General features: G+C 66.5%; 16 protein-coding genes. 10 read left to right on the top strand and 6 right to left on the bottom strand.

Going from position 1 to position 21085, the window contains the following annotated elements:
* Positions 1 to 2 precede the first annotated feature (2 nt).
* The 3 genes from DYZ02_RS07150 to DYZ02_RS07140 are packed head-to-tail and all read left to right on the top strand — an operon-like array spanning position 3 to position 3866.
* Positions 3 to 887, top strand: a complete 885-nt coding sequence (locus tag DYZ02_RS07150; protein ID WP_115685621.1) for a universal stress protein — start codon at positions 3 to 5, stop codon at positions 885 to 887.
* Positions 888 to 917: 30 nt separating this feature from the next.
* Entirely contained in the window at positions 918 to 2447 is a 1530-nt protein-coding gene (locus DYZ02_RS07145; protein WP_115685620.1) for an APC family permease, read from the top strand.
* A gap of 45 nt (positions 2448 to 2492) precedes the next feature.
* The gene (locus DYZ02_RS07140) at positions 2493 to 3866 is read left to right on the top strand and encodes an NAD-dependent succinate-semialdehyde dehydrogenase (RefSeq protein ID WP_115685619.1); all 1374 of its coding nucleotides are present in this window, start codon (positions 2493 to 2495) and stop codon (positions 3864 to 3866) included.
* A gap of 147 nt (positions 3867 to 4013) precedes the next feature.
* Here the strand turns inward: DYZ02_RS07140 and DYZ02_RS07135 are convergent, their stop codons facing one another.
* Genes DYZ02_RS07135 through gabT form a run of 3 tightly spaced genes read right to left on the bottom strand, consistent with a single transcriptional unit; the run spans position 4014 to position 8020 of the window.
* Positions 4014 to 5234: an aromatic amino acid transport family protein gene (locus DYZ02_RS07135; protein WP_115685618.1), complete on the bottom strand. Its 1221-nt coding sequence runs from the start codon at positions 5232 to 5234 to the stop codon at positions 4014 to 4016.
* 38 nt (positions 5235 to 5272) lie between these two features.
* Positions 5273 to 6706, bottom strand: coding sequence for an NAD-dependent succinate-semialdehyde dehydrogenase (locus DYZ02_RS07130; RefSeq protein WP_115685617.1), 1434 nt, complete (start codon positions 6704 to 6706; stop codon positions 5273 to 5275).
* Complete coding sequence (gabT, locus tag DYZ02_RS07125; protein WP_115685616.1) at positions 6707 to 8020, bottom strand: 4-aminobutyrate--2-oxoglutarate transaminase; 1314 nt, start codon at positions 8018 to 8020, stop codon at positions 6707 to 6709.
* A gap of 123 nt (positions 8021 to 8143) precedes the next feature.
* On the opposite strand from gabT, the gene DYZ02_RS07120 reads away from it, so the two are divergent.
* Positions 8144 to 9550 (top strand): PucR family transcriptional regulator, encoded by a 1407-nt coding sequence (locus DYZ02_RS07120; protein ID WP_245945700.1) that lies wholly within the window; start codon positions 8144 to 8146, stop codon positions 9548 to 9550.
* 263 nt (positions 9551 to 9813) lie between these two features.
* On the opposite strand, the gene DYZ02_RS07115 is transcribed toward DYZ02_RS07120, so the two are convergent.
* The gene (locus DYZ02_RS07115; RefSeq protein WP_115685615.1) at positions 9814 to 9996 is read right to left on the bottom strand and encodes a YegP family protein; all 183 of its coding nucleotides are present in this window, start codon (positions 9994 to 9996) and stop codon (positions 9814 to 9816) included.
* A 446-nt stretch (positions 9997 to 10442) separates the two neighbouring features.
* Here DYZ02_RS07115 and DYZ02_RS07110 point away from each other — a divergent pair, with 446 nt between their 5' ends.
* Positions 10443 to 11684 carry an Nramp family divalent metal transporter gene (locus DYZ02_RS07110; RefSeq protein ID WP_115685614.1) on the top strand — a complete coding sequence of 414 codons (1242 nt, stop codon included), beginning with the start codon at positions 10443 to 10445 and terminating at the stop codon, positions 11682 to 11684.
* Positions 11685 to 11696: 12 nt separating this feature from the next.
* Here the strand turns inward: DYZ02_RS07110 and DYZ02_RS07105 are convergent, their stop codons facing one another.
* Positions 11697 to 12071 carry an ectoine synthase gene (locus DYZ02_RS07105; RefSeq protein ID WP_115685613.1) on the bottom strand — a complete coding sequence of 125 codons (375 nt, stop codon included), beginning with the start codon at positions 12069 to 12071 and terminating at the stop codon, positions 11697 to 11699.
* A 283-nt stretch (positions 12072 to 12354) separates the two neighbouring features.
* On the bottom strand, positions 12355 to 12945 hold the full coding sequence (locus DYZ02_RS07100) for a sugar O-acetyltransferase (protein ID WP_245945699.1): 591 nt from the start codon (positions 12943 to 12945) through the stop codon (positions 12355 to 12357).
* An 81-nt stretch (positions 12946 to 13026) separates the two neighbouring features.
* Between DYZ02_RS07100 and dcuC the strand changes: the two genes are divergently transcribed.
* From dcuC to casB, 5 genes are all read left to right on the top strand, one after another.
* Positions 13027 to 14439 carry a C4-dicarboxylate transporter DcuC gene (gene dcuC, locus DYZ02_RS07095; protein WP_115685611.1) on the top strand — a complete coding sequence of 471 codons (1413 nt, stop codon included), beginning with the start codon at positions 13027 to 13029 and terminating at the stop codon, positions 14437 to 14439.
* Positions 14440 to 14489: 50 nt separating this feature from the next.
* Positions 14490 to 15137, top strand: a complete 648-nt coding sequence (locus DYZ02_RS07090; protein WP_115685610.1) for a lipocalin family protein — start codon at positions 14490 to 14492, stop codon at positions 15135 to 15137.
* A 696-nt stretch (positions 15138 to 15833) separates the two neighbouring features.
* Entirely contained in the window at positions 15834 to 18641 is a 2808-nt protein-coding gene (gene cas3 / locus DYZ02_RS07080) for a CRISPR-associated helicase Cas3' (protein WP_181896917.1), read from the top strand.
* Between the two features lie 86 nt (positions 18642 to 18727).
* Entirely contained in the window at positions 18728 to 20416 is a 1689-nt protein-coding gene (gene casA / locus DYZ02_RS07075; protein ID WP_115686414.1) for a type I-E CRISPR-associated protein Cse1/CasA, read from the top strand.
* Positions 20416 to 21063 carry a type I-E CRISPR-associated protein Cse2/CasB gene (gene casB, locus DYZ02_RS07070; protein ID WP_115685609.1) on the top strand — a complete coding sequence of 216 codons (648 nt, stop codon included), beginning with the start codon at positions 20416 to 20418 and terminating at the stop codon, positions 21061 to 21063. Before casA ends, casB begins: the two co-directional genes overlap by 1 nt.
* Positions 21064 to 21085: the final 22 nt, after the last annotated feature.

The following is a 21085-nucleotide window of genomic DNA, read 5'->3' as shown; positions in this document are numbered from 1 at the left end:
TCATGGCGTCGCAAAGCCGAGCCAACGGCCGGATCATGGTCTCCTACATCGCCACCGACGGCGGCATCGACGCGCTGCGCTTCGCCGTCGCCCTGGCGAAGGAGCGCGGCATGGCCGTCGACATCGTCATGGCCCGCGCCGCCGGCGAGGTCACCCCGGGCCTCTACCCGAAGATGCGCGGCTACGACTCCATCCTCGAGCGCCAGCTCGCGGGCTGGCTCGACGACGCCCGCGCCGAGGTCTCCGGGGACATCGAGGTGACCACCCGCGTCGCGGTGGGGGAGTCCATCGCGGAGACCCTCATCGAGCAGGCCACCGAGCTGGGCTCCGAGATGCTGGTGGCGGGCTCGCGCGGCGGGGGCTTCTTCCGCCGCGTCAGCCTGGGCAGCGTGGTCAACACCCTGCTGCACAGCTGCCCGGTCCCCCTCGCCATCGCGCCCCGCGGTTACAACCACCCCGGGCCGATCGAGCGTGCCACGGTGCTCTTCGGAACCCGCCCCGGCGCGACGGACATCATCGCCCTCGGCCTGGACTACGCGGAGCGCTTCGGCATTCCCCTGCGCTTCGTCTCCCTCAACATCGACGGTGACAAGCCCGCCAACCCCGACGCCCTCGAGGCCATGGAGCACACGGCCAGCCCCGAGCTCGCGGAGAGGGCACGCGCGCTTATCGACGCCACCTCAGCCACCGCGGAGGTCGTCGACGCGCCCTCCATCGAGGCCGCCGTCGCGCAGCTCGACTGGCTGCCGGGCGAGATCGCCTGCATGGGCTCCTCCCGCATCGCCCCGGAGGGGCGGCTGTTCGTGGGCAGCACCGCAACCCAGATCATGCGCTACACCCCCGTGCCCGCGGTGGTGATCCCGAACGGGTACATGAACAACGCCTAAGACACATTCACTAAGGAGGTGAAGCTTGTCATGAGCACCACCACGAGCACCACCACGTCGTCCAAGGGCCTGCGGGCCGGCAGCGTCGGCCTCATCGGGGCCGTCGTCATCGGCATCAGCTGCATCGCCCCGACCTACACGCTCACCTCGGGCCTCGGCCCGACGATCTCGGCGGTGGGGCAGCACGTCCCCGCAATCCTCATCCTCGGCTTCATCCCCATGCTCCTCGTGGCCTTCGCCTACCGCGAGCTGAACACGGCGGTGCCCGACTCGGGCACCAGCTTCACGTGGGCCACGAAGGCCTTCGGCCCCTACGTCGGCTGGATGGGCGGCTGGGGCCTCATCACGGCGACGATCCTCGTGCTGTCCAACCTGGCGGCGGTGGCGGTGGACTTCTTCTACCTGCTGCTCGCCCAGCTGCTGCGCAACCCCGGGATCGCGGAGTGGACGTCGAACCTCTGGATCAACATCCCCACCACCTTCGTCTTCATCGCGATTGCGGCGTGGATCTCCTACCGCGGGATGGACTCCACGAAGAACCTCCAGTACGTGCTGGTGGCGCTGCAGATCGCCGCCGTGGTGGTCTTCGACGTCGTCGCCCTGCGCCGCGCCTACTCCGGGGAGGGCTTCGACTTCACCCCGTTCTCGCTGAGCTGGTTCAACCCGCTCGACATCGGCGGCTTCTCCATGGTCGCCGCGGGCATCTCCCTCTCCATCTTCATGTTCTGGGGCTGGGACGTCACGCTCACCATGAACGAGGAGACGAAGGACTCGGAGCGCACCCCAGGCCGCGCGGCGACGATCACCGTGCTGGTCATCATCGCCCTGTACATCCTCACCGCGGTGTCCATCGTGGTGTGGGCCGGCACCGGCGAGACGGGGCTCGGCGCAGGCAACCCGGACAACCAGGAGTCGATCTTCGCGGCGCTGTCCTACCCGGTGCTCGGGCCCATCGCCATCCTCATCTACATCGCGGTGCTGGCCAGCTCGTTCGCCTCTCTGCAGTCGACGATGGTCGGCCCCGCCCGCACCCTGCTGGCCATGGGCCACTACCGGGCGCTGCCGCCCGTCTTCGCCAAGATCTCGCCGCGCTACCTCACCCCGAACACCGCCACCGTCGCCTCGGCTGTTGCCGCCGGCGTGTTCTACGCGGTGACGCGGCTCATCTCGGAGAACGCCCTGTGGGACACGATCACCGCCCTCGGCCTGATGATCTGCTTCTACTACGGCATCACCGCGGTCGCCTGCATCTGGTACTTCCGCGACGACCTGTTCTCCAGCCCCCGCAACATCCTGTTCCGCTTCCTCTGCCCCGCCCTCGGCGGCGGCTTCCTGCTGCTGATGTTCGGGGTCACCGCCTACGACTCGCTCGACCCCAGCTACGGCTCGGGGTCCTCCATTCTGGGGGTCGGCGCGGTGTTCGTGCTCGGCATGGGCGTGCTCGGCCTCGGGCTCGCGTTGATGCTGTTCACGCGCGTCGCCCACCCGGCCTTTTTCCGGGGCGAGACCCTGCCGCGCATCACTTCCGCGGACGATCACCAGCACGCCCTGACCGATTAGCTACGTAGCATCGATTGAAGAACCACAACGAAAAGGAGAATTCCCATGTCCCTTGAGTACCGCGTTCAAAGCCCCATCGACAACGAAATCCTCGAGACCTTCGACACCGCCACCGACGAGGAGATCCAGTCGGTCATCGCCAAGGCCACCTCGGCTTACGACGACTGGTCCGCCCTCACCCTCGCCCAGCGCGGCGAGGCCCTGGGCCGCCTCGCCCAGCTCTTCCGCGACAACAAGGAGGAGCTGGCGAAGATCTCCTGCATCGAGATGGGCAAACCCCTGGCCGAGATGATCGAGGAGACGGAGTTCTCCGCCGACATCATCCAGTACTACGCCGACAACGGCGAGAAGTTCGCCGCCGAGCAGACCATCGACACCCCGGACGGCGACGCCGTCGTGCGCCGCCTGCCCATCGGCCCGCTCGTCGGCGTCATGCCGTGGAACTTCCCCTACTACCAGGTCGCCCGCTTCATCGGCCCGAACCTGATGCTGGGCAACACCATCATCCTGAAGCACGCAGAGATCTGCCCGCGCAGCGCTTTGGCCGTCGAGAAGCTGGTGCGCGAGGCTGGGCTGCCCGAGGGCGTGTACAACCACGTCTTCGCCAACCACCACCAGATCGCCGACATCATCGCCGACGACCGCATCCAGGGCGTGTCTCTGACCGGCTCCGAGCGCGCCGGCGCAGCCGTCGCCGCGCAGGCTGGCAAGCACCTGAAGAAGTCCGTCCTCGAGCTCGGCGGCACCGACCCCTACGTCATCCTCGACACCGACGACGTCGCCGCCGCCGCGAAGCAGGCGTGGGAGACGCGCATGGTCAACACCGGCCAGGCCTGCAACTCCAACAAGCGCCTCATCGTCATGGACGACATCTACGACGAGTTCGTCGCCGAGCTGGTCACACTCGCCGAGGCCATGAAGCCCGCCACCTGGGAGACCCACGAGGAGGGCACCTACACCCCGCTGTCCTCGCGCAACGCCGCCGAGAAGCTGCGGAGGCAGCTTGACGACGCCATCGCCGCCGGCGCCACCCTCCACGCCGGCGGGGAGCTGGCCGAGAAGGGCGCCTACCTTTCCCCGGCCGTCATCACGGGCATCCCGCGCGGCAGCGAGTCCTACTACGACGAGTTCTTCGGCCCCGTCGCCGAGGTGTACAAGGTGTCCTCCGACGAGGAGGCCCTCGAGGTGGCCAACGACTCCCGCTACGGCCTCGGCGGTGCCGTGCTCTCCACCGACGAGGACCGCGCCAAGGCCCTGGCCGCCAAGCTGAAGGTCGGCATGGCCAACGTCAACACCCCGGCCGGTGAGGGCGCCGAGCTGCCCTTCGGCGGCGTGAAGCGCTCCGGCTACGGCCGCGAGCTCGGCCCGCTGGGCATGGACGAGTTCGTGAACAAGCAGCTGTACTACGTGGCCAAGTAGGGCGGATGCGAAAAGGAGGGAGAATTCTCCCTCCTTTTCTTGTGCCCTGAAACGCCAAATGCTCGTTAGTAAATGCGTGTTAGTCGAGTAGATGGACCGACTGACAATGCCGGTACTCGACTAACGAGCATTTGCAGGGACGAGTGGCTACTGCCATCCCGCCGGCACGAGCCCGAGGATCGTGCCCACCGAGTACAGCCCGGCGAGACCGTAGACGAGGATGATGAGCCACTGCATCACCGGGTGGGCGCTCCACCCCACCGTCCAGGCGGGCTCGCGGTCGCCGCGCTTGCGGGCGGTGTTGAGCAGGAGGACCGGGACGATCGACATGATCACGCCCGCGATGCCGCCGGCGTAGCTCAGCGCGGAGACGAACCCGCCCAGGCCCGCGAAGGAGATGGCGAGCGGGATGAGCACCGTGATTCCCACGGCCACGCCGCGCTGCCAGCCGTGCTGCGGCCAGTGGAAGATGTCGATGACGTTGCGCATCGTCGTGTAGCCGATGGCCATGAACGAGGTGAACATGGCCAGCAGGGCGAAGACGTTGGCCATGTAGTACGCCGAGCGGCCGAGCTCTTCGCCCCAGGAGATGGTGACAACCTCGGAGACGGACTCGCCAAGCAGGCCGAGCGCCGCGAAGGGGACCAGGGCGAGCACGAAACCGGTGACGGACATGCCCGCGATGATCGACTTCGAGATCGCGGCGGTGTGCTCGCGCTCCATGCCGCGCGCCAGCTCGGGGACGACGTACTGGGCCATGAAAGTGAACACGGCCAGGTTCATGATCGGGACGATGAAGTAGGGGTGGAGCACCCACACGTTGGACAGCGAGATGCCCGGGCCGACGAAGGTCCAGCCGCAGAGGATGAGGATGATCGCGGCCATCGCGGCAGTGATGAGCATCTCGGACACGCCGGTGGCCTCGAGGCCCTTGTACATGATGAACGTGCCGATGGCGAAGAAGATCAGCGTGCCCCACAGCGGCGGCATGCCCACGAGGTTGTGCAGCAGCTCGCCGGAGCCCGCGGCGTAGGCGATGAGGGCTCCGGTGCCGTTGACCAGGATCGCGGCGAAGACGGCCCAGCGGCCCCAGTTGCCCAGGTACTGCTCGGCGAGCCCAGACAGCTGCAGCGGCCGCTTCGTGCGCAGGGAGACCTCGGCGACGTAGAGCATCGAGATCGTGGTGAGCACGCCCGCCACCGCCAGGGCGATGACGAGGGCGAGGAAGCCGCCGTTGCGCCCGGCGTAAGGCAGGCTGAGGATGCCGGCCCCGATGTTGGTGCCGAAGATGAGCGCCACGCCCTGCAGCGGGGTGAGCTGGCTCTCCTCGCGGGTGTCGGGGCTCGGGGTGGGGGAGAGGGTAGTCATATGCAGTTCTTTCTGAGAGACGGACAGGGACAGCCCCGCTACAGGGCGACGTAGCGCACGTCGAGGTACTCCTCGATGCCCTCGGTGCCGCCCTCGCGGCCGAAGCCGGAGTGCTTGATGCCGCCGAAGGGCGCGGCGGCATCCGAGATGGCGCCACGGTTGATGCCCACCATGCCGGCGTGGAGCTCGGCCGCGAAGCGGCGGCAGACGTGGACGTTTTCGCTGAAGCCGTAGGCGGCGAGGCCGAACTCGGTGTCGTTGGCCAGGGCGATCGCCTCGTCGAGGGTGGCGAAGGTGGTCACGGTTGCGACGGGCCCAAAGATCTCCTCGCGCAGGATGCGGGCGCCGGCGGGGACGTCGGCGAGCACCGTGGCGGGGTAGAAGTAGCCTGCCGACTCCGGGACGGTGCCGCCGCACAGGACGGTGGCGCCGGAGGCGCGGGCGTCGTCGACAAGCGAGGCGATGCGATCGCGCTGACCTGCCGTGATGACGGGGCCGAGGGTGACCCCCTCGTCGAGGCCGTGGCCCATCGTCACCGCGGACATCGCCTCGGTGAGGCGGCGGGTGAACTCGCCTGCGATCGCCTCGTGGACGATAAACCGGTTCGCCGCGATGCAGGCCTCGCCGCCGTTGCGCATCTTCGCCTGTATGGCGCAGGTGAGCACCAGATCGAGGTCGGCGTCCTCGTGGACGACGAAGGGCGCATTGCCGCCGAGCTCCATAGAGGTGCGCAGCAGGTTGTCGGCCGCCTGACGCACGAGCAGCTTGCCGACGCCCGTCGAGCCCGTGAAGGTCACCTTCCGCAGCCTCGGATCGGCCATGAGCGTGGACGACAGCCCGGCGGCGTCGGTGGCGGGCAGGATCTGCACCAGCTCGCGCGGCGCGCCGTGCCTCTCGCACACCTCGGCGATGACCTTGCCCGCCAGGAGCATGGTCAGCGGGGTCTCCGCCGCCGGCTTGACCAGGACGGGGCAGCCCGCGGCGAGCGCCGGGGCGATCTTGCGCGTGGCCATGGCCAGCGGGAAGTTCCACGGCGTGATGGCCAGGACGGGCCCGACGGGGGTGCGGGTGACCAGGATGTCCCCCGCGCCGGACGGGGAGGAGCCCGCGCGGCCGGGGAGGCGGACGGCCTCCTCGGCGAACCAGCGGAAGTACTCGGCGCCGTAGGCGACCTCCCCGCGGGCCTCGGCGAGCGGCTTGCCCATCTCGAGGGTCATCGTGCGGGCAAAGTCCTCGATGCGGCGCGTGAGCTCGGCAAAGATGTCGCGCAGCACCTCGGAGCGCTGGCGCGGGCTGAACGCGGACCAGGCCTCCTGCGCCGCGACGGCGCGGTCCAGGGCGGCGACCCACTCGTCCCAGCCCGTGTCGCGCACCCGCGCGATGGTGGCTTCGGTGGCGGGGTCGAGGACGTCGAAAAGCGCTGCCCCGGTGCCGGTGGGAATGTCGGCGGGCAGGTGGTCGGACAGGAGCATTTAGGCGAGCTTCTCCTTGATCGCCGAGGTGAGGATCTCCAGGCCCTCGACGAGGAGGTTCTCCGTGATGACCAGGGAGGGCAGCAGGCGGATCACGTTGCCGTCCATGCCGCAGGTGAGGATGAGCACGTCCTGCTGCTTGCAGGCGGCGGCGACGTCGGCGGTCACGGCGGCGTCGGCGAGCTCGATGGCGACCATCGCGCCGCGGCCGCGCACCTCGCGCACGCCGTCGAGCTCGAGCAGCGGCTCGAGGTGGCTGCGGACGATGCCCTCGATCTCGCGGGCGCGGCCCGCCAGGTCGTTGTCCTGCATCTCCTCAATCGCGGCGAGGGAGGCGGCGCAGGCGACGGGGTTGCCGCCGTAGGTGCCGCCGAGCGCGCCGGGGATGGGGGCGTCCATGATCTCGGCGCGGCCGGTCACGGCGGACAGCGGCATGCCGCCGGCGATGCCCTTCGCGGTGGTGATCACGTCGGGCACGACGCCCTCGTGGTCCACGGAGAACCACTCACCCGTGCGGCAGAAGCCGGCCTGGATCTCGTCGGCGACGAAGACGACGTCGTTGTCGCGGCACCACTGGGCGATGGCGGGCAGGAAGCCCTCGGCCGGGACGATGAAGCCGCCCTCGCCCTGGATCGGCTCGATGACCACGCAGGCCAGGTTCTCGGCGCCGATCTGCTGCTCCAGGACCTCGATGGAGCGCGCGGCCGCCTCCGCGCCGGTCAGGCCGTCGCGCAGCGGGTAGGAGCCGGGGACGTTGTAGATGTCGGAGGCGAACGGGCCGAACTTCGTCTTGTAGGGCTTGTTCTTCGCCGTCATGGCCATCGTGAGGTTGGTGCGGCCGTGGTAGGAGCGGTCGAACACGGCGACGGCGGGCTTGCCGGTGTAGGAGCGCGACACCTTCACGGCGTTCTCCACGGCCTCGGCACCGGAGTTGAACAGGGCGGATTTTTTCTCGTGGTCACCCGGGGTCAGCTCGTTGAGCTTCTCGCACACGGCCACGTAGGACTCGTAGGGCGAGACCATGAAGCTGGTGTGGGTGAAGTTCGCGGCGGCGTCGGCGACGGCCTTGGCCACGCGCGGGTTGGAGGCGCCCACGGAGGTCACGGCGATGCCGGAGGCGAAGTCGATGTAGGAGTTGTTGTCGGCGTCGACGAGGACGCCGCCGTCGGCGGCGACGACGTAGCCCGGCAGGCCCGGCGCGAGCGCACGGGCGACGGCGTTCTGGCGGCGCTGGTCCAGGGCCGAGCTTTCCGGGCCCATCCCCTCGGTGGCCTGGCGGCGTTCCTGCGGAAGGTGGTACTCGAGGTCCTTCATGATGCGCTCCTTCGCGATCGTTTTCGTGTGTCCCGCACAGTATGGGGCCCGTGCTGTGTCGCGCGCCATGTACGCTAGGGCGATATTGCAGATATTTTTTGTACGTGAGGGCGAGTGAACGCGGTGGATTTGAACTTCTCCTGGCTGCTGAACAAGCGGTCCCTGGTGCTGCGGCAGGTGGTGGCGCCAGCGGCGGCGTCGTTTAGCGTGGTGCAGCCGAGCGAGCTGGAGGACGCCTCCGAGTTCATCCAGCCGCACTCCCTCGTGCTCACCGTGGGCATCGCCTTCCGCGAGCGCGAGCACGAGCTGGGCCGCTACATCGACCACCTCGCCGACGCGGGGGCCGTGGCCGTGGGATTCGGCACCGGGCTGATCTTCCCCACCATTCCCCCGGTGGTTGTGGAAACCGCGCGGCTGCGCGGCATCGGCCTGTTCGAGGTGCCGCGTCGCATCCCCTTCATCTCCATCGTCACCGCCGCGCACCAGGAGCAGCGCCGCCGCTCGCACGCAGAGCAGCAGAAGCTTTTCGACGCCCAAGAGCGCCTCACAGCCACCGCCACCGCCGGCTCCCTCGATGCGTTGTTGGTGCAGGCCTCGGCGCTGCTGGAGGCCCGGGTGAGCATCAGCACTGCCGAGGGCGCGGTGGTGGGCGTGGCCTCCGCGGACACCGACGGGGAGAAGCAGTACTACTCCTCCTACAAGATGGCGGCGCGCGCCGGGCGCCACCACGTCATCGAGGTCCACGCGGCGTGGCCGCTCTCCGCGTCGTCGCGCTCGCTGGTGCGACACTGCGCCGGCCTGGCGGACATGCTGCTGGCCCGCCCGCGCGAGCTGCGCGCCGCGCGCAACGAGCTGAATTCCTTTGCCCTGTCCGTGCGGTTGGGGCTGGGCGGGGAGACCTCGCTGCTGCCGCCGCAGTTCGACTCGCCCATCGACGAGGCGGGCCTGACCAGGCCGATGGTCGTCTCCGCGGACGGGCAGCGCGACCTCGACAGAGCGCTCGCCGCGCTCGACGACGCCGCCGAGGCCAACGGCCACTTCCTCTACGCCGCGCCCCTCGCGCGCGGCAGCGCGCTTGTGCTGGTGCGTGCGGACCAGCCCGTCTCCGAGGTCCTCGCGGCCTTCGGCGCCAGCGCGCGGCGCGTCCGGGTCGCGGTGGGCCGGGTGGTGACGGCCGAGGACCTGGACGCCGACGTCATCGGCGTGCTCGCGGCGGACGCAGGCCTGCTGGCTCTCGGGGAGCACTCGCTGCCCGGCAGCACCCAGCTGCCCTGGCTGCACGAACCCGCCGTCGAGCGCGCCCTGGCGGCCCGGCGCGCGGAGGTGTTCGGGCGGCTGGGGCTGGAGGACGAGCGCACGCTCACCGTTTACCTGCGCCACGGCGGGCAGCTCGCCCAGACTGCCGAGGCGCTGGGCATCCACCGCCACACCGCGCGCAACCGCATCGCCCGGATCCAGGAGCTCTGCGAGGTGGACCTGTCCGACCCGGCAACCTTCGCCGAGATCTTCTTCGCCAGCCTCTCCGGTTAGGTGGTGTTTGGTGTGCGCTCCGCCGGGTGGATCTTTGGGGCTTAGTGCCAAACTTTTCCGAGCTCGCCGCCCGACCTGCGAAAACGCTTGCCCGCACCGGCCCAAAGGCAAACTTTGGCACCGGCCAGTGCCAAAGTATCGGAAGCTCGCCGCCCGAGCTGGGCAAAGTGACAACATTGGCGGCGCGAGCCCCAGATCTGCCACCGGGGATGCCTGCCGCTACGACACACTCGCCGTCACCTACCGGGCCAGAGAAACACGCCCTAGGCGGTCAGGTCGACCAGAGCGGCGTCGGAGGCCGCGCGCTGCACCGCCTGGGTGCCCTTGACGGCGGCGGACTTGGACTCGTAGGCCTCGCCCACGGCGACGACCTCGCCGTTGCCCGCCTTCAGGCGGAAGCGGAACTTGCCCGCCTTGTCCTCGTACACTTCAAACTTCCCGGCCATGGCCAGCTCCTTTCGTGGATGCGGATATGTAGGCGCTTACGCTACGCCCCCGCGGGCTGTTTCGGTGCGCCGTTCCTGGGAATTCGGCGGGAACTCTCCACCCGGATGTCACCGGGGCGACATGACTCCCGGATCCCATTTCAGCCTGGGGGTTTCGCGAGGATCGCGGGGCTTCGAACATGCGGTTTGCCACCCTCCCGGCGGTCCACACCAGGCGGGGAATCGCTGCAATCGAAAAAGGAGGTGCCTGAGATGCCGCGCAGATAGGGCAAACGGGGCCCGCCACATGCTCATTGCTCCGGCGCCGTTGGATGAGCTAAGCCGCGAATTGGCAGGTCTTTACCTGGCGGGCCAACATGCGTTCACCGGAGTTTTCGCTTCCACCGCTCGGCCAACTCCCGTAGGATGAACCTCTAATGTGATCTCAAACACAGTGGAGGTATCTCATGAGCGGCAGCACATCCATCACCGGCGGAAAAGGTTTGCGCAAGTCCGGCTGGCTGGGACCCGGCCTCCTGATCAGCGCATCCTTCATCGGCCCGGGCACCGTCACCACCGCCACAGTGACGGGCGCGAGCTACGGCTTCGCACTGACTTGGGCAGTGGTCTTCTCCATTGCCGCCACCATCATCCTCCAGGAAATGTCTGTCCGCCTCGGCCTCGCCGCCCGCCTGAGCACCGGCGAAGCTTTGCGTGAGACCTTTGGCAACCCGGCCGCAAGGCTCGCCATGATCGCACTGGTCGTCGCCGCTATCGGGGTGGGTGGGGCTGCCTACGCGGGTGGCGACACCACGGGGACCTCGCTGGCCCTGAGCTCGGTGACGGGCCTGCCGGTGCCCGTCCTGGCTGGCATTGTCGCGGCGATCATCATCATCCTGCTACTTTCCGGCAGCTACAAGCTGCTGGAAAAGGTCATGTCGGTGTTGGTCGTCCTGCTGGCGGCGGTCTTCATTGTCACCGTCGTGGCGGTGAAGCCCGATGTCGGAGCCCTGCTGCGCGGCACCTTCGCGCCGACGATTGCCGACGGCTCACTGCTTACAGCTATTGCCTTGATCGGCACCACGGTGGTGCCCTACAACATCTTTCTGCACTCCAACCTGGTGCGGGAGAAGTGGGGCGACGAGTACCCGGAGCGGGCACTGAAGAAGGGACGGTTTGACAACGCGGTCTCCATTACCGTGGGCGGCCTCATTACCCTGGCTATCCTGTCGACCGCGGCCGCCGTCATGTTCACTCAAGGCCTTGCGGCGGAGTCAGCTGCGGACCTCGCCGAGCCGCTGCGGCCCACGCTCGGTGCATTCGCCCCGTGGGCACTGGCGATCGGGCTGTTCGCAGCAGGTCTGACCTCGGCTATCGCCGGACCCCTCGGCGCCGCCTACGCCATCACTGGGGTCCTCGGCTGGTCTTCCGATTTGAAGGATCCGAGGTTCCGCGCCATCTTCCTCACGGTGGTGATCGTCGGAGCAATCATCGCGATCACCGGAGCCAACCCGATCCAGGTGATCATCCTTGCGCAGGCCGCCAACGGCATCCTCCTACCTGTGATCGCGTTCTTCCTGCTGATTACGATGAACAACCGACGCCTGCTCGGCGAGCACGCCAACGGTCCCGTCGCGAACCTCCTCGGCGGCGCGGTATTCCTGATCACGCTCGTGCTCGGCGGAATCACCCTCGTCGACCTGCTATGACGGGGCGGAGGCTCAGTAGGAGCTGAAGCCGTCCTCGCTCAGGGAGTGCTTCTCCTCGCCGGTGATAGCCGGGTTGAACACGCTCACCAGCACCAGATCTTCATCCTTACCCCCGCGCAGGATGTGCGGGTCGTGCTCGTCGAGCACGTAAATGGTGCCCGGGGTGATCGGGTATACGGTGCCGTCGGTGTCCTCCACCTCCCCGGAACCGGCGATGCAGTAGCAGGCCTCCAGGTGGTTCCGGTACTGCAGGCGGGACTCCGACCCGGCGCGCACCACGGTATGCGCCACCGCGAAGCCCATGTTGTCCTTGGCAGTCAAAAGACGCTCGCTGGTGCCGCCACCCCACTCGACGGCGGGCACATCATCTCGGGAACGGGTGAACATTGCTTGCCTCCTTGCAGTTGCTTTTGGTGTACACACGAGCGTACGCACATTGCTTGGCGGCGGTAGGCAGCTAGATGAGTCTAAATCATGGCCACTAGGTTGGACGTCTGTGCATTTCCCTCGACGGGTGCCTGACATCTAGCCGTTATCCGCCCCTTAGCGACCCGAATGATCGCCCTCGGTCACACAAGCGGTACGAGGGAGCGGCCCCGACCCTTGTGGATGTCTCAACCCGCAGTGCCCTACCCGGGGTGCCCTTCCAGCACCGCAATCCAATAACCGGCTAGGAGTCGATCTCGGGGCGCTCGGAGGGGGCGTCGGCAAGCGAGCGCACCACCCGGCCCGGCACGCCCATGACCAGGGAGTCGTCGGGGATGTCCTTGGTCACGACGGTGCCGGCGGCCAGCACGCAGCGGTCGCCGATGGTCACGCCCGGCATGACGAGCACGCCGGCGCCGAGCCAGCAGTCGTCGCCGATGGTGATGGGGGTGGCCTTCTCCCACAGGTCGCGGCGCATCCGGGCGTCGTTTACGGGGTGGCCGACGGTGATGAGCTGGCAGGCCGGGCCGATGAGCGTGCCGGCGCCGATGGTGACGGGGGCGCAGTCGAGGATGGTGGTGCCGGTGTTGACGAAGCAGTCCGGGCCGAACGTTGTGTTCACCCCGTACTCGATGAACACGGGGCCGAAGGTCTCCGGGGCGTGGGAGCCCGGCGCGAGGATGGAACGCAGCCCCTCCGGGTCGATCTCGCCCGCCCTGTTGATGCGGTTGAGCACCTCCCAGCAGCGCTCGTGCTGCGCGTCCATCTCCGGGCCGGGGATGTACCACTTGCCGGAGATCATGCGGTTCAAGGTCTGGTAGCGGGGATCAGGCATGGGGCCCATTATGGCGGAGACATCGCCCACACCGGCCCCGCTTTTCCAGGCGGAACACAGGAAACGCGATAACCTGGGGATATGTTGTACATCCTTATCGCAGTGTTAGCCATCATCGCGGTCGGCTACTTCATCTACAAAAGGGTCCACGCGGCGTCGGCGATCTTCGCCGTCGGCGTCCTGCTGCTCATGATTGCCGCGGCGACCGGGCGCGTCGACTACACGGCGGCGAAGATCGAGCCGAGCGGCAACGCCTTCTACGACGAGCTGCTGGTCATCGAGTCGCTGTTCAAGTCGCGCTTCTCCGGCACCGGCATGGCGATCATGGTGCTGTTCGGCTTCGTCGGCTACATGCGCCACATCGGGGCGGACGCGAAGACGGTGGTGGTGCTGTCGCGGCCGCTGCAGCGCTTCCACGGCTCCTACTGGCTCGTCCCGCTGGGGTTCGTCGTGGGGACTTTGTTGTCGCTGGTGGTGCCGTCGGCAAGCGCCCTGTCCCTGCTGCTGGTGGCGACGCTGCTGCCGGCGCTCATCGCGGCGGGGCTGAGCCCGCTGACGGTCGGCGCGATCATCGTGACGGCCTCGACGATCGTGCCCACCCCGCTCGAGGCCGGGCTCATCCAGGGCGCGGACCTGGCGGGGATGTCGGTGACCGAGTTCGTCTTCGGCAGCGTTGCGAAGGCGACGATCCCGGCGCTCGTGGTCACCGCGTTCGTGCACATGTGGTGGCAGTGGCGCTGCGACAAGAAGGACGCCGAGCGCGCGCTCGAGGCACCGCTTGACGACGCCACAACCCCCGCCAACCCCGACGACCGCGTCGCCGACGCCATGCGCCGCGCCGAGGGCCTGCCCGGGTTCTACGCGCTGCTGCCGCTTCTGCCGCTGGTGCTCATCATCGCCTCGGCGATCCTCAACCGCGCCGGGGTGGTCTCCTTCGAGGCGGACATTCTGCCGGTCACGGTGGTCTCGCTGATGGTGACGATGATCATCGAGGCGGTGCGCCGCCGCACCATCAACGATGCCGTCGAGGACCTCAACCACTTCTTCCGCGGCCTCGGCGAGGGCGCCGGCGGGGTGGTGGCGCTCATCGTGGCGGCCGCGATCCTGGTGGAGGGCATCACGCAGATGGGCGTCATCGACGCCCTGACGTCGCTGGCAGGGGAGTCCTCGGGCGGCGCGGCGATCATCGTGCTCATCTTCGTGGTGGCCACCGGCCTCATGGCCATGCTCACCGGCTCCGGCGTGGCGCCCTACTTCGCCTTCTCCGAGATGGTGCCCGGGCTCGCCGAGAGCTCCTCGATCCACGCGCCGCAGATGCTCACCTCGATCTGGGCCACGTCCAACACGATGCGCCAGGCCTCCCCGGTCAACGCCGCCGTGCTCATCGTGGCCGGGGCGCTGGACGTCAACCCTGTGGAGATCGTCCGCCGCACCATCGTGCCCATGGCCGCCGCCACGGTTGTCAGCGTGGTGTGCGCGTTTCTGTTTGTGTAGGAAACCCATAAACGCCATGCCCGGGCCCCGGCTCGGGTAGTGTCCGCCTCATGCGCCGTTTCCCCGCCCTTCTCGCCGCCGCGCTCGTGGCCACCGCCACCCTCGCGCCCGCGGCCTCCGCCCAGCAGCTTCTCGACGGAGGCCGCCTCGGCGGGGCCTCCTCCCAACTCATCCCGCGCGGCTCCTCCCTCCCCGGCGGCGAGCTGCCCGAGGGCGGCACCGCCGTTGACCTCGAGCGCTACGCCGGCACCTGGTACCAGGTCGCCGCCGTGCCGCAGCCCTACACCCTGCAGTGCGTGCGCGACACCACCGCGCAGTACGCAGTTGTGGACGCGACCACCATCTCCGTGCTGAACTCCTGCGGCACCCTGAACGGCGGGACGTCCGCCATCGAGGGCACCGCCACCGTGCGTTCCGACGCCTCCCTGCGCGTCAACTTCCCCGGCGTGCCCTTCCAGGACCCGAACGGCCCCGTCAACTACCGGGTGACCTGGCTTGCCGAGGACTACTCCCTGGCCGTGGTCGGCGACCCGAACCGCCTCTCCGGCTTCGTGCTCTCCCGCACCCCCAACCTCACCGCCGAGCAGTGGAAGCAGATCCGCGGCGTGGTGGAGAACCGCGGCTGGTGGTCCTGCGCCTTTATCACCCAGCCCGTGGCCGGCGGCCGCCAGGACTACGCGCCGCTGTGCACGCTCTAGGCGTTTTCTTCCGAGGGTGGGCAGGATCGCCAAATAAACGAAACTCTGGGTCATCATCGCCGGCATCGTGCCGGCGATGTGGGGCTCGGGATGCTCTCCCTGATCGCGGCGGACACCGTCTCCGACGACGCCTCCTACGCCTTCGGCTTCGGCGGGATCTTCCTGTTCATCGGGGGGTTCTAGCTCTCGTTCGCCACAGTCCCCCTGTGCACGTACATCTGCATCCGGCTGCTGCGCACGCACGCGGTGGCGGGCGCCGTGGTCCTCGCGCTGCAGGTTGTCACCGTTCTTTGCGGGTGCTGGGCTTATTTCAGCATGGCGTGAAGTCTCAGGGCTGCTGGTGGCTAAAGCGCTTGTCGACGCCCACCGCTGGCCGCAAACTCGTCCAGCAGCGCCAGGACTTCGACCGCCCGCCACGCGCGGGTGCGATTGTCCAGCATTGCGGAGGCTAGGATGCCCGCCTCTTCGAGAGAGTTCAGAGCATGCCGGGCACTGACCTGGATACGAGAGGGGCCGTAAACCCCTCGGCAAAATGTCATCAATTTCTACATCGTCTGAACGTCGAATCCGCGTCGCGCTGTCGAGGACACGCCCATGCCCCGCCGGAGGCAGGTGGAAAAGGCTGAGATCGAATTCCGGTTGAACCTCTGAGGCAACTGGTAAACATGAAGGCAACCGTGTGACCAGGAGGCAATCGTGGCAGGACCCGTCCCCCACCGCGCGCTTTGTTTCGCCGAGGCAGCCGACGGGTGGGCGAGCAAGCGCAGTTCGGAAGCGCGGAGCCTGTGGGCAAAATCCGGAGACGAGTCAGGTTTTCTCCCCCTGCCGCAGCACCTGGTCGACACGGCATGCGTAGCCGCTGCGGTGTACGACTCGTGGCTCGCGGAGCCGGTAAAAGAATCATTGGCGATTCGGCTTGGGGTGGGAGAAGAGGGATTGCGCTCCCTCATTCTCTGGCTAGCCGGGACTCACGACATCGGGAAAGCCTGCAAGACATTCCAGACCCAGGTCGAGGATCAAACTGAGTTTTCTTATCTTGTGACCAACCTTGATGACGCGGGCATTCCGCGCACCCGAGACCACCGGGAGCTGGAACACAAGATGCCTCATGGAGTTGTTTCAGCTGCAATCATCCAGTGTTGGCTCGAGAGTAGAGGGCTACCCGGCCCCGTTGCTCTCCACCTTTCAGAGGTAGCCGGGGCGCACCACGGTATTGCCTCGCCCCTCGGAGACTACAAACCGGTCAAGACAATTCTCAACGGCTACGAAGATCAGTGGTCATCCATTCATCAGGAATTGCTCGACGCGATGGCTGAACTCACCGCCGTTCTCCCCGCCCTGGAGGCTCTTCGCTTCCGCCCGGCGCCCTCCGCAGGATCCCTGCAAGTTCTCACCGGGATCGTTGTCTTGTCGGACTGGATAGCCTCCAACCCTGAAGCGTTCCCGATGAGCGTTGAAGGCTCGCAGCGCCAACGCCTCATCAGCGGGATGGAGGCCACCGACCTCACGGCACCGTGGACACCCACCGCGCAAGTGGAGAACATCGAAGCTTTCTTCCGTCATTCCTTCGGCTGGCCTGAAGAGTTCGGGCCTCGAGCTATCCAGCGTTCCATGGTGGAGGCGGCCGATTCGATCGGTGAACCCACGCTCCTCATCCTCGAAGCCGGGACAGGCCTCGGGAAGACGGAGGCCGCCCTCGCGGCAGCCCAGGTGATCGGCCGAAAGACAGAAGCACAGGGTATCTACTTCGCCGCGCCCACAATGGCCACCGCGAACGGTTTGCTGGAGCGGACAATGCAATGGGCGGCCCGAACCGCAGAAGCACAATCCGTCGCATCGCTGTATTTGGCGCATTCCAAGAACCAGCTTTCGCAGCCCTACCAGCAGCTGCGCGTCCGTGGGATCGAGCCCGACCGTCCCGGAGGCGCTGGCACAGTGGTGGCCAGTTCATGGATGACTGGACGCCGCCGGGGGATGCTGTCCAACATCGTCGTAGGCACCGTTGACCAGGTGCTTATGATGGCTCTTCAACAACGCTACTCGATGCTTCGGCACGTCGCACTCGCGGGAAAAATCGTCATCTTCGACGAAGTGCACAGCTTCGACACCTATACCTCCGAGTACCTCGAAACCACCCTCGAGTGGCTCGCGTACTACGGAGTGAGCGTGATCATGATGTCCGCGACGTTACCGAAAGGGCGTCGAGAAGCATTGATCGAGGCTTACACGGGCGCGGCCCCCTCCGAATCGAGCGATGCTTACCCGCTTATCACCGTGGCCAATGAGTCGAGCGCCAGCTATATCGAGCCCCTGCCTTCGCCGACGGATCTAGTTACCAGCGTCCGCACGCTTGACGACGACCTCACAACCCTGAATAGGACGCTGACCGACCTCCTTACCGAGGGCGGGTGTGCGTTGGTCATCTGCAACACCATCGCACGAGCCCAGGACACTTTCCTCGCGGTGACCGAAGTGTTTCCAGGGGAAGCCGAGCTCCACCATGCAGGATTCATGGCGTGGGAACGAGCACAGCGGGAAGACGCACTTCGGGACAAGCTTGGACCGACCTCGCACTGCGGGGCGGGGCGCCCGGAGCGCCTGGTGGTGGTAGCCACTCAGGTTGCGGAGCAAAGCCTGGATATCGATGCCGACGTGCTCATCACCGACATTGCCCCAATGGATCTTCTCATCCAGCGAGCGGGCCGCATCCACCGGCATCAACGTCCTGACAGTGACAGACCGACGAAGCTGCGTGACCCCCAGGTGTACGTGCGCGGCATCCTCGAGAGGGGGCCGGTACCGGAATTCGACAGTGGTGCAGAGGCGATCTACGGCCGCTACCTCCTGATGTCCACGCTTCACCACCTCCCCAGTACGTTCCGCCGTCCGGACGATGTCGCCGAACTTGTGCAAGCAGTCTATGCAGAGGAGCAGGACGCTCCCGCTGGTTGGGAGGACACATGGGGGGATGCGCGGAGGGAGGAAAAGGAACGGGCCGAAAGTGCTCGACGGCGCTCTTCGACGTTCCGTATACCTAGTCCTTTCCAGATGCAGCCCTTGGCAAACCTGTTCGCGGAATGCGCGGGGGCATCCATCGCTCTCTCCGACGAGGAACGTGGGGCAGCGCAGGTTCGCGACGCGGAACCGACCGTGGAGGTCATCCCCATTATCTGCTCTGAGAATGGGTACAAGCCCCTCGGTGCGGACTATGAGCTCACAAAGGCCGGAGAGCTAACCTACGCCCAAGCATTTCGCCTCGCATCCAGCACAGTTCGCCTACCAGCCAGAATGACCCGCCGAAATCGAGATTTCGAGGAGGTCGTGAGCACCCTGGAGCAGTCAACACCATCTCACTGGCAGCAACATTTCCTTCTCAAGGGGCAACTCGCGCTTCCGCTCGAAGCAGACGGGACTCTCGACCTCGGCCCCGCCAGAGTGCGCTACAGCTCTGAGCTCGGCCTCGAATCCCGATTCGAAAAGGCGGCTCACGTGTCCCCACCGTGAGCTAACTTCAGGTTTGCAGCACCAGGATGGTGTGTTCTCCAGGTGCTTCTTGCTTTGACCCCAACGATTCCGGAAAGGAGATGATCATGAGTGACCCCGGTGCAGAGGCTCCGTCGTTCAACCTTGTCGACGAACCGTGGATACTGTGCCAGACCCGAAACGGCCCCGCGTCATTGAGCATTCGCCAGATATTCGATGGAAGTACGGTTCCGCTCAAGATCGTCGGAGATGCGCCCACCCAGGACTACGCCGTCCTGCGCCTGCTGCTGGCGATATTCTGGCGCGCCCACCAGCTCGACATCGCCACACATGCCACCGGCCGACGGGCGAAAGAGAGTTTTTCCTGGCCCGAGTGGTTCCGCTGCGCACTGGAGAACGCACGCGCGACAAACCGCGACGATGTCGTCCTCCGCTATCTCGACAAGGTGGTTGATCGCTTCGACCTCCTCCACTCTGAAGCGCCCTTCATGCAGGTTGCGGATCTCCACACCGCAACAGGCAGCCACTCGGAGATCTCGCGTATCATCCCGGAGGCCGAGCACGAGTATTTCACCATGCGCACCGCACGGGGTAGAGAAGAGCTCAGCCTGGGAGAAGCAGCACGCTGGCTCGTGCACGCGCAAGCGTACGACTACTCGGGAATCAAGTCAGGTGCCCTCGGTGATCCGCGTGTGAAAGGTGGCAAAGGCTACCCGATCGGAACCGGATGGACAGGGATGACGGGAGGTACCGTCGTGCGCGGCGAGACTCTCCTCGAGACCCTTGTTCTCAACTCCACGCCTTCCGCACTCTCGGCCTCCGGGCAGGACGATGCCCCACCCTGGGAACGTGAGCCGGACACCGCTGCACAGCGTTCGGTCGGTGATCCCCAGCCGACCGGGGCGGTCGATCTGGCGACCTGGCAATCTCGACGGATCCGTCTCTTCTTCGAAGGTGACAAGGCGACAGGCGTGCTGGTCAGCAACGGCGACCGCATACCCGACGCGGGGAAGAACGTTCTCGACGACCCGATGACCCCCTACAGGTTCAGCCCAAACCAGACGAAGAAGGGTGTCCTCGCTTATTACCCACTGCCGTACGACACGAATCGCACCATGTGGCGTGCCCTCGATGCACTCATTGTCACGGAGAGCGACCAGGGGTTCAGCGAGAAGACGCGGGCGCCCATCCGCCCCGGCACCCTGTCTCACCTCGCCGAGCTTTCCGCCTACGGAGTCATCGACGGCGTCCTTGATGTCAGTCTCGTCTCGATGGAATATGGCGCCCAAGCGTCCTCGGTCGCGACCACCACGAAGGCGGAGATAGGGATCCCACTCCACATCCTGCGCTCCGACGAGGTCAGTGACGAACTGCGTCAAGATGTACGCGACGCGGCCAGCGCTACCGCTGGAGCGGCAACCTCGCTGGGGTGGTTTGCGGGCCAGCTCCACGTCGCGGCCGGTGGCGCTTACGAATTCGGGAGCGACGCAGCGGATCGACTTTACACATTGTTGGAGCCCAAGTTCATCGCGTGGATTCGTCAAGTTGAAACCGGTGACCCGGGGGAGCATGCGTCTGTGTGGCAACACACTGTGCGCCGAAGCGTTTTCGCCATCGCTGACGAACTGGTTCGAGGCGCGGGACCGAAGGCTCTGATCGGCCGTCTCGACGGTGGTGAGGACGGGGGACGCCTCGTCACAGCCGGCACGCTCTACCGGCAGCTCGAGTTCAAGATCAATAAGAACCTGCCCCTCACGGAAAGAAAGGCAGCACCCCAAGAGAGGAGAAAGTCCTGATGTCTTCATCGCCCAACGTGAACGGGCCCGCACCGCATGCGGGTTTGATGTCATGTGTCGGCGCGACGGCCAACCGCCTGCAGCACAACTACCTGGATCGCAGTCACACACCCGCGGGCGCTGAGGCGCGCGCGCATCTGGCTGAGCTCCGAAAATTCTCGTCCTTTGATGTCGCAACATCGCCAATCGCGCTCGAACACATCCTGATGCTGATGCAGCCCCCGCTCAACGAACAAGAGCTGGGCCGCGGGCAAGAGCCTTCCCCCTCCGAGCGAGCAGCGTTCCACGCTCTGTCTCTGTTCGGCTTACACATGCAGAGTGCAACGAAACCTATGCATGAAACTGGTACTTCGTTCGCCGTGGCCTGCGGAAAGCTGTTCGCCAACAGCACGTCCCGCTCGATCAAGCCTCGCTTCGACGCCATGCAGGCAGCGGGCGACGAAGTCTCCCGGATCACTCACCTCCGCTCCCTCGTCTCCCTTCTCCGGTCCCAGGGTATTGCGTTTGATTACGGCCGTTTCGCCTCCGACCTGCGGGCTCTCGATTACCCGGCGAAACGGAACGGTGTATTGCTCCGTTGGGGCCGCGACTTCGCGCGCGGTGCATACAGGGCAGCCCAGGAACACACGACGGACACCCCCAACTAACTCTTCGTAGAAAGGAAAGACC

Source organism: Corynebacterium senegalense (assembly GCF_900411315.1).
GTDB lineage: Bacteria > Actinomycetota > Actinomycetes > Mycobacteriales > Mycobacteriaceae > Corynebacterium > Corynebacterium senegalense.
Note: the sequence above shows the minus strand (reverse complement) of the source record. Positions and strands in the feature narration are given on the sequence as shown.